Source organism: Kocuria sp. (genome assembly GCF_030536815.1).
GTDB classification, from domain to species: domain Bacteria; phylum Actinomycetota; class Actinomycetes; order Actinomycetales; family Micrococcaceae; genus Kocuria; species Kocuria gwangalliensis.
On record NZ_JAUNPE010000091.1, the window covers coordinates 1 to 8943 of the forward strand.

6 protein-coding genes and 1 pseudogene are annotated in these 8943 nt (G+C 66.9%); 2 read left to right on the plus strand and 5 right to left on the minus strand.

Annotation, left to right across the window (positions count from 1 at the left end):
• The 5 genes and pseudogenes from Q4E95_RS09005 to Q4E95_RS09025 form a co-directional block, all read right to left on the minus strand.
• A pseudogene (locus Q4E95_RS09005) lies at window positions 1-905 on the minus strand (glycosyltransferase WbuB); the annotation flags it as partial.
• Entirely contained in the window at window positions 905-2215 is a 1311-nt protein-coding gene (locus Q4E95_RS09010) for a glycosyltransferase family 4 protein (RefSeq protein WP_303382986.1), read from the minus strand. The gene Q4E95_RS09010 and the pseudogene Q4E95_RS09005, both read right to left, overlap by 1 nt.
• A gap of 85 nt (window positions 2216-2300) precedes the next feature.
• Window positions 2301-3329 (minus strand): LCP family protein, encoded by a 1029-nt coding sequence (locus Q4E95_RS09015; RefSeq protein ID WP_303382987.1) that lies wholly within the window; start codon window positions 3327-3329, stop codon window positions 2301-2303.
• A 75-nt stretch (window positions 3330-3404) separates the two neighbouring features.
• Window positions 3405-4469 carry a biotin/lipoate A/B protein ligase family protein gene (locus Q4E95_RS09020; RefSeq protein WP_303382988.1) on the minus strand — a complete coding sequence of 355 codons (1065 nt, stop codon included), beginning with the start codon at window positions 4467-4469 and terminating at the stop codon, window positions 3405-3407.
• Window positions 4466-6343 (minus strand): cellulase family glycosylhydrolase, encoded by a 1878-nt coding sequence (locus Q4E95_RS09025; RefSeq protein ID WP_303382989.1) that lies wholly within the window; start codon window positions 6341-6343, stop codon window positions 4466-4468. The genes Q4E95_RS09020 and Q4E95_RS09025 overlap by 4 nt, the downstream gene beginning before the upstream one ends.
• 149 nt (window positions 6344-6492) lie before the next feature.
• On the opposite strand from Q4E95_RS09025, the gene Q4E95_RS09030 reads away from it, so the two are divergent.
• Both Q4E95_RS09030 and Q4E95_RS09035 read left to right on the plus strand, forming a co-directional pair.
• Window positions 6493-6753 carry a type B 50S ribosomal protein L31 gene (locus Q4E95_RS09030; RefSeq protein ID WP_016998141.1) on the plus strand — a complete coding sequence of 87 codons (261 nt, stop codon included), beginning with the start codon at window positions 6493-6495 and terminating at the stop codon, window positions 6751-6753.
• Between the two features lie 260 nt (window positions 6754-7013).
• Window positions 7014-8942: a S8 family serine peptidase gene (locus tag Q4E95_RS09035; protein WP_303382990.1), complete on the plus strand. Its 1929-nt coding sequence runs from the start codon at window positions 7014-7016 to the stop codon at window positions 8940-8942.
• Window position 8943: the final 1 nt, after the last annotated feature.

Sequence of the window (8943 nt, forward strand, 5' to 3'; positions counted from 1 at the left end):
CGCACGGCCAACGCGTTCACGTAATGCGTGGTGGTGTGCAGGACAGCCGGGCGAACCCTGAGCGCGAGGGCCAAGAGGGCCTCCGCGTGCTGCTGCACCCGGCCCGTAACCGTGGGTGCCAGGTTGAACGGCATGATGCGGTGATACGGGATCCCGTCCACCACGTCGGTTCCCCGAGCCAGGATTTTGCCCACCTGCACGGGGTAACCGGGGCGGGTCACCGCGTGAACATCCCAGCCCTCGTCCCGAATGGCGGACAACAACGAATGCGTCCGCTGGGCATAGCCGCTGGCCGTGTGGGGCAGGGAGTTGGTCACCGCGTACAGCACGGTGGCCGGTCGCGGGTGATAGCTGTCGATGCGTGGCAGAACCGGTGTGAACGACCCCAGCAGATCTCGCTCAGCGGCCAGCCGCGCCAGCAATGCACGCTCGCCACGGGTAGCAGTTCCGTGCCTCCGGGCCGACTCGAGCCCGCCGACGGCGCCGTCCACGTCACCGTGGTACCAGGCCACTCGCGCTCGGGTTGCCGCAGCGCCCCGAGTGGCGGCCGGTAATTCGGACAGCAGAGCCTCCGTCAGGGGCATCTCCCCCATGGTCAGCGCCACTTCAGCGCACCGGCGCCGAGCGGATGCGCCCGCGCACTGCGAGGCGGCTCGCAAGGTGGCGGCAGCGGCGTCGTCGTTGCCCAGGATGTGCAGGCCCGTCCCGCGGGCGGCCGGGAACGTGCCCGCCGGCAACCGGGACAATCCCGCGGCGACGGAGCGCACCACCCGCGAGGGCAGCCGCCGAGACACCTGCAGGCAGAACACCACGGGATCATCGGTCACGTGGTGAGCAATGGTCGAGGCGGTGACCCAGGCGTTGGTGGTGAGCTCCCGCGCGCGTTGCAGGGCGCGTCCCGCCATCAGGCAGACCTCCTGGCCGAGCGGGCATTACGGGCCACCTTCACGGCCGCCCGGCCCACGCGCGCGATCCGGCGCCCGAGGGATTGTGGGGGGTGGGTTCGGTGCTCGTGGATCGTCTCGCGCAACAGCTCGCTGTACTGGCACGCGAGATCCGAGTACTCGGCGTTGTGCTGGACCCAGGCCCGGCCGGATCCGGCCGGTTGCAACCGCCCACGATCGGCCACCAGCCCCCGCCACAAATCGGCGATCTCCTGGGGCTTGCACCCCACGATGTCTCCCTCGCCGGCCTCCGTGAGGACATTGGCCGCCTCACCGCGCACAATTCCGGTGATGTGCCTGCCAATGGCCAGCACCTCGTACGTCTTGGACGGAATGGTGTCCTCGAAGGACTTCCAGTCATCGCGGAGCGAGATCACCAACGAATCCGCTTCCCGGTAACGCTCGAACACGGCCTCCCGGTATTCCGGGGGCAGGAACCGAACGTTGACACCCAGGTCCATGGCCAGGCGACGCAACGCCGGCTTCTGGCTTCCGTGGCCCACGAACGTGAGGCGCATGTCCTCACCCACCAGCGCCGCGGCGCGAATGAGGACGTCCAGGGCCTGGGATTCGCCGTGGTTACCCAGGTACAGAACCTCCAGCCGCTCCCGGTCGAACGGGGGTGCAGCCAAGTGTGGCGTGCGGTCCATGAGAATTCCGTTGCGCACGGTCACCACGTTGGCGACCCCGCGCTCGCGTAACGTGCGGGCGAAGCCCTCGGTCACGGTGACCACCAGATCCGCACGATTCTGCACGTACTCCACGGCACTGTTGATCACGGATTTTGAACCGCCGCGCACCAGGGAGGCGTCCTCGGCCAAATTGGGCCACGCATCCCGCATCTCCACCACCAGCGGCAATCCCTTGAACCGGGCCACCAACAAGGCCGACCCCAGCAACGGCAACGACGGCGCCGTGACCACCACCGCGTCCTGGCGCCCGGTTGCAACGCCCCGCAAAACCGAACCGGCGGCACCAATCACTTGGTTGGCCAGTTTGAAGATCCTGTTGTCTCCCAGCAGCAGGTGCGGCACCCGGTAGATCCGCTCCCCCAGGAAGCCGTGCTGCACGCGCCAGGCGTGGCCCTTGGTGTCCGAATTGTAGTCCGGCCCCGGGCCGTAATGCGCCACCGGGGCCACCACGGACACCGCCCACCCCTGATCACACAGGGTGGTGATCAGGGACGTCCAGCGGCGTTGCGGTGGGGAGTGTTCCGGCCAGTAGGAACTGGTCAGGAGCAGGAGACGTAGCTCGGTGTCAGGGGGCTGCATGGGCCTCTCGCGGGGTCAAGAGGAAATGGGGGATGGCGTGGCTCGAGGGGGTTCGAGCGGGCCGGGGGTCAGAACAGGAATGCGATCATTGGTCTCCTGCGGGGAGGGTGCTCACGTACTCGTCCAACGTACCGTTGGCCATCGCCTCGCCGATCTCCTGCATCGCCTGGGTATCGGCCACCACGATCGACTGCCCATCGGCCGAGGTTCCGGTGCCCTGGGTGGGAACCGTGAACATCTGGATGTCGCTGTTGTTCAGCCCCACCAGGTCCGGGGCCTGACGGATGATCCAGTTGGCGGTCAACCCGTCGCTCACGGTCAGGTAGGGAGAAATTTGCTTGACCACGTCGTTGATCTTCACGGGGTTGGTCAGGGTCTCGGAGCTGACCAGCTTGTTGATCATGGCCTGCAGGTACGCGCGCTGGTTGCGCACGCGCTGATAATCGCCGTCCTGGAACGCGTAGCGCTCGCGGACGAAGGCCAGGGCGGTTGCACCGTCCATGTCCTGCGGGCCTTGCTGGAAGCTCTGGCCCTCACGGGTGGTGAAGGACTGCGGCACGTTGACCGTCACTCCGCCCAGGGCGTCGGTGAGGCCCTCGAAGCCGGCGAAGTCCACCTGAGCGACCTCATCGATACGGGTGCCGAAATGCTCCTCGACCGTCTGCACCATCAGCGGCATACCGCCCTGGTCCAGCGCGGCGTTGATCTTGGACTCGCCCACGCCGGGGATGTTCACCCAGGTGTCACGCATGATGGACATGATGTACATTTCACCGCCGTCATCGGGGATGTGCAGCAGCATGATGGAGTCCGCGCGGGAGCCCGTGACGGTGGCGTCTTCACCCTCCGGGCGCTGGTCCGAGCCCAGCAGCATGACCGTGGTACCGGCGTCCTGCGCAGAGTTTTTCTCGGGGCGATCCGTTTCCGCGGGGAACGCGGACTCGATGGAGCTGGAACCGCGGTCGAAGTTACGACCCAGGTTCCACACGAACAAACCGGCCACCACGGCGACCGTCAGAACCAGAGCCAAGAACACCAGGAGAACATTGCGGCCGGTGTGTTTCTTGTGGGGCCTGCGCTCTTCTTCGTGGTAGTCGAAGTCATTCAGGGACATATGGGCGCTCCGAGGGGTGGGGGGTCATTCGGTCGTGCTGTGCCCGCCCTACTAGGGCAGTTACTTTTGCACATCTTACGGTACGCGGTTGATCCATTCCGGTGTGGCGAATTTGGACCGCACCAGGTCGCGGGCCGCCGCCAGTTCCTCGGCGGTAATCTCACCCGCCACCGCGTCATATCGGGCGGTGAAGGAATTGCTCAAGGTGGATATCACATCCGCGCGGCTCATGCCGGTTTGCCGCCGCAGCGGGTCCACGCGTTTCTTGGCCGAGCGGGTGCCTTTATCGGAGAGTTTTTCCTTGCCGATTCTCAGCACGTCCGTCATCTTGTCCGCGTCAATGTCGTAGCTCATGGTCACGTGGTGGACCATGCCGCCGTGGGCGAACCGCTTTTGCGCCGCTCCCCCGATCTTGCCGTGCTGCGTGGCGATGTCATTGAGCGGCACGTAATGCGCGTCCAGGCCCATGGACTGGAACGCCTGCATGACCCACGCATCCAAGAACGGGTAGGAATCGGCGAAACTCAGCCCGTCCACCAGCGACTGCGGTACGTACAGCGAATACGTGATGCAGTTGCCGGCCTCCATGAACATGGCCCCGCCGCCGGACACGCGACGCACCACGTCTATGCCGTGGCGCTCGGCGCCCTGCGGGTCCACCTCGTTGCGCACCGACTGGAACGAACCGATCACCACGGCGGGGTCCTCCCAGTCCCACAGCCGCAGGGTGGGATTGCGCCGGCCTTCGCCCACCTCCCGGGCGAGCACTTCGTCCAACGCGAGGTTCTCCAGGGTGGGGCGCACCTGCGGGGCGATGACCTCCCATGCGTGGTCGGCCCAGCCGGTGGCCCTGCTCAGGGCTCGCCGCACCGCGATCGCGACCGCGCGGGCGTCGAAACCGAACAGCACGGCGTCGGCGGGAAGGGCCGTCTCGATGGCCGCGACCATCTCGTCCGGGGCGGCCGACTCCGGCAGCCCGTTCAGCGCGGCATTGATGTCGCCGAGCGCTTCGTCCGGTTCCAGGAAGAAGTCACCGTTGATCGATACCTCGGCCAGGCGCCCGGCCGCGACCGACAGGTCGGCAACCACCAACTTGCCGCCCACCACCTTGTATTCGCCATGTCTGCGGGTAGTGGTCATTGGCTCTCCTGGGGGCTCGGGGACGGCTGGGTCTTCTTCAGGGTAAGCACCGTGGTGGATCCGGCGGGAAGGGTCACCGAAAAATTCTTGCTGCCGGCTTTCACCCCGCCCACGCGGGGGCGTTCCCCCACCGGGGTGATGGGCAGGCCGTAGCCGTCCACGCTCACCGCGTTGTTCGGCGCGGTGTGCAGGGCCCGTTCCACGCTCAGAGCCACGTCCGGATCCGCCGGGTATTCGGGTGCCGACGACGCCGACGCCGCCGCGCCGCTCGCGCCGCCCGTTGCCGTGGTGCTGGGACCACCGCTGTCGCTCGCGTGATCCTCGAACAGGCTGGCTACGGGGTACTCGGCGGTCCAGGACGGGCCGCGCAGTTGGGATTGCGTGGCGTAGTCCACCCGGTAGGGCAGCGTGAGGTTCGTGGTGCGGTCCTTGGCGGTGGCGGGGTCGCGGTAGTCGGTGAGCACCACGGACACCGTGCCGTTACCGTGCTCCACCGCGTAGCTCGTGAGGTTCTCCGTGGAGGTCGAGGTCTCCACCATGTTGCCCTCGGGAATGCTCGCAATCAGCGCGAGCGCCAGACCGTTGGCACGAACGGAGAACGCCTCCCCCGGATTGGCCAGAGTTCCGCTCGAGCACAACACGGACATGGGCGCCCCACCCCGGCACGGTGCCAAGGACGAGTGCGCGGCCACCCGTTCGGCACCGTGTTCCTGAACCCGCATGGAGTACTCGGCCTGGTGCACCGCGGCCACCTGGGTTTCGGTGATCTCATTGGAACCCGAACACGCCGAGAGCGAGGTCTCCGTGATCCACAGCGGGAGGTTGTGCTCCGCGGCATCCCGGGCGGCGTCATCCACCAGCCGGTCGATATTGTTCCGGGTGGCGGGATCCACGGCGTTCGCCACGGTGGGTTGCTGATGTTCCCATTGGGTCCCGCATTCGGAGAGCGGGTACTGGTGGACCGCCAAGGCCATGGGATCGGTGTTCGGGGCGTCAGCGGCCGTGTTCCACCAGTCGGCCGAATACGCAGCCGGAGCCACGATGCGCAGGGTGGGCACCTTGTCATGAATGGCTTTCGCGTAGGCCGTCAGCTGCTTGGCGTAGGTCTCCTGATCCCAGCCCGGGCCCTTGATCGTAAGATCATTGCCCGCACCCTGGTAGAACCCATTGGGCTCGTTACCGACCATCAGGCCCACCAGGCGCTCGCCGAACGCCTCCTTGGCGTGGTGGGCGAGCTCTCCCGCTCGCTCGGGGTCGTATCGGGCCAGGTTGGCACTGAGGATCACCGATGAATTGGTGCGTTCGGCCAACTCGGCCACGCGCTTGAGGTCATCGGGGGTGACCTTGGTGATTTCCTCACCCTCGTTGAGCGGCCAGTCGGTGGGAATCGGTTCGTCCGAGGCCGTGAAGAAAAAGCGACGGTCCGTGGAATTACCGCCAAAGCGCACCGTGGGTTCGTTCAGTGAATCCAGGACGCTTACCAGGTCCGGGTTGTCCCCGTTCAACCGCTGATCCGCCAGATCCGTGGCCTCCAGGGACAGTCCCACGGAACCGTGCCGGTAGTCCTCACCCCGCTCACCTCCGCGCAGGGTGACCGTGGCTTCCGGCCCGCCGGCATTCGTGGCGCTACCGGGGTAGGTCTCCGGTAGTTCCCGCGCCTGGGCCACCTGGGCGGGATCCACGGAGTGCAGCGGGGCATTGCGCGCTACACCCGCAATCGGTCCGGTGGGCGTGGGCTCCGGGGTGGGAGCCGGTTCGGATTGGTCCGAACAGGCCGTGAGCACCAGGAGGGCAGTGCCCAGGAACGCTGCCGAGCGGCGTCGTCGGGAAGAAGTGGACGGGCGGGCGGAGGTGAACAGGGGGGCGGCAACCACGCAGCCATCCTAGCCGGGGCCAATCGACCGCGCGCGGACCGCGGGTGTACACTGGCCGATTGGTGCGTGGCGCGTGAGCGCCCAAAATCACCACTATCCGAGCAACGCCGTGTCTGGCAAAATCCAGGCACCTACAGAAGGTTGACACCATGAAGGCTGAAATTCACCCGGACTACCACCCGGTGCTGTTCCGTGACCTCGCTTCCGGCAAGGTCATCCTGACTCGTTCCACCGCCACCTCCTCCAAGACGGAGACCTGGGAAGACGGCAACGAGTACCCCATCATCGAGGTTGAAATCTCCTCCGAGTCCCACCCGTTCTACACGGGCAAGCAGCGCATCATGGACTCCGCTGGTCGCGTGGAGCGCTTCAACCAGCGTTTCAAGAACTTCGGCAAGTCCTCCAGCTGATCCTGGAACTGCCACCAACGCCCGGTTCGGTTTTTTGAACCGGGCGTTGTGCTGTCCCGGGACGTTTCTGCTGGGCGGGGCCACCTGTTGTCGGGCGCGACACGTAACACCCGTAGCTGAGAATTCCGCGAGAGGCTCCCTATGATGGGCCTACCCCCCTCCATCACCCGGGATTGTTGACGACCGAGTTCCCCCGCTCGAGCCCGGGCCCTTGAAAGGTCCCCCGCCCTATGACGGTACGTAGACCGCGCCTGCGCGCAGTGACTCTCCCCCTGGCCGTGACGGCCGCTTTGGCCTTCTCCCTGCAGCCCGCCGCGGCGGCCCCCGTGGACGGCCCGGAATCCCCGGCCACCACCTCGGCGGCTCAGCCGCCCAAGGAAACCGATCGCGTGATCGTCAAGTTCCGGGAACCGGCCGCCGCCGAGACCGTGAAGGAACAAGTGGTCGAGTCCGCCGCCGATGAGGCTCTCGCCACCGAACCGGGCGCCACCCCGGAGGTCACCGAGCACGTCAAGACGACCGTTGCGGACGCGGACGTGGTCCGCTTGGACCGCGAACTCGACGAGGCCGAACAGGACAAGGTCGTGGACGAGCTCCGCGCGGACCCGGCCGTGGAGTACGCCGAGCCGGACCGCCTGGCCGCGGCCAGCTGGCTGCCCAACGACGTGTACATGCAGTCCGCCCAGTGGGCCAACACCAAGAGCCGAGGAATCGACTTCCCCGGTGCGTGGGACCTCTCCCGCGGTAACGGTCAGACGATCGGCATCCTGGACACCGGCATCACCTCGCACCCGGACCTCAACTCCAAGGTGGTCACCGGGCGCGACTTCATCACGTCTACGGACCTGTCCGTGGACGGTAACGGCCGCGATGCCAACCCCCGCGACGAGGGCGACCGGTCCGCCGCCGGTCAATGCGGCACGGGCAGCCCCGCGCGCAATTCGTCCTGGCACGGTACCCACGTGGCAGGGCTGGCCGCGGCGGCCACCAACAACAACCGCGTGGGCATTGCCGGCGCGGCCCCCGGCGCCAGGATCCAGCCGGTCCGTGTGCTGGGCAAGTGCACCTTCGGCTGGGTTTCGGACATCGCGGACGCCGTGTCCTGGGCTTCCGGGGCGACCGTTGCCGGTCAGCCGCGCAACCCCAATCCCTCCACCGTGATCAACATGTCCCTCAATTACCCGGGAAACTGCGGCAACACGCTGCAGGCCGCGATCAACACGGCCGTGGGCCGCAAGGTTCCCGTGGTGGTTGCCGCGGGTAACAGTGGCGTGAACGCCGCGGGCACCGCTCCGGCCAACTGCGCCAACACCATTGTGGTGGGCGCGGCCGGTCCCAACGGAGTTCCGGCCGGGTACTCGAACATCGGTGCGGTCGTTGATGTCCTGGCCCCCGGTGGCACGGCTCAGTACCCGTTGCTGTCCACCGTGAACAGCAGCGTGAGTACTCCCGGCGCTGGCACGTACGGCAATCAGTACGGCACGTCCATGGCAGCGCCGCTGGTGTCCGGCACCGTGGCGCTTATGAAGCAGACCAACCCCGGGTTGACCCCGGCGCGGATCGAGCAGGTGCTCAAGTCCACCTCTACCGGTCCCCTGGGCTCCCTGCAGATCAATCCGGCTGCGGCCGTTCGCGCCGTGGCCCTGACCGGCCAGGTGCAGTCCACGAACTTCGCCGCCAAGGGCGGGATCGGCACCAAGTGGCGCGCGACCGGCGGTGCCGCCAAATGGGGCAACCCCGTAATGAACGAGGCCAACGCCGCCAACGGTGGTCGCTACCAGGAGTTCGTGAAGAGCGGTCGCAAGACCACCATTTACTGGCACTCCTCCACCGGAGCCCAGATCGTGGAGAACCCCACGGCGATCGGTAAGCGCTTCATCAACAACGGCCGCGAACGCGGACTGGGCTTCCCCGCCAGCGACGAACGCCGCGTCTCCGGCGGCGCCTACCAGCTGTTCCGCAGCGGCACCAAGCAGAACAAGGTGCTCTGGTCCTCCAGCACGGGTGCTCATGCCGTTCAGGAAAACGGTGCCATCGGGCAGCGATGGAAGTCCGCTGGCATGGAGCGCGGCTGGGGCTGGCCCACCACCTCCGAGTACAGGGCCTCCAACGGAGAGGTGCAGCAGCGCTTCTCCAAGGGTTTCACCGCCCACTGGACCGCCAAGCGCGGGGTGTGGATCACGCGGTAAC

Excerpts from the sequence above, each read along its gene's own strand:
- Q4E95_RS09010 (WP_303382986.1), bottom strand. The coding sequence starts at position 2,215 with ATGCAGCCCCCTGACACCGAGCTACGTCTCCTGCTCCTGACCAGTTCC.
- Q4E95_RS09015 (WP_303382987.1), bottom strand. The coding sequence starts at position 3,329 with ATGTCCCTGAATGACTTCGACTACCACGAAGAAGAGCGCAGGCCCCAC.
- Q4E95_RS09020 (WP_303382988.1), bottom strand. The coding sequence starts at position 4,469 with ATGACCACTACCCGCAGACATGGCGAATACAAGGTGGTGGGCGGCAAG.
- Q4E95_RS09030 (WP_016998141.1), top strand. The coding sequence starts at position 6,493 with ATGAAGGCTGAAATTCACCCGGACTACCACCCGGTGCTGTTCCGTGAC.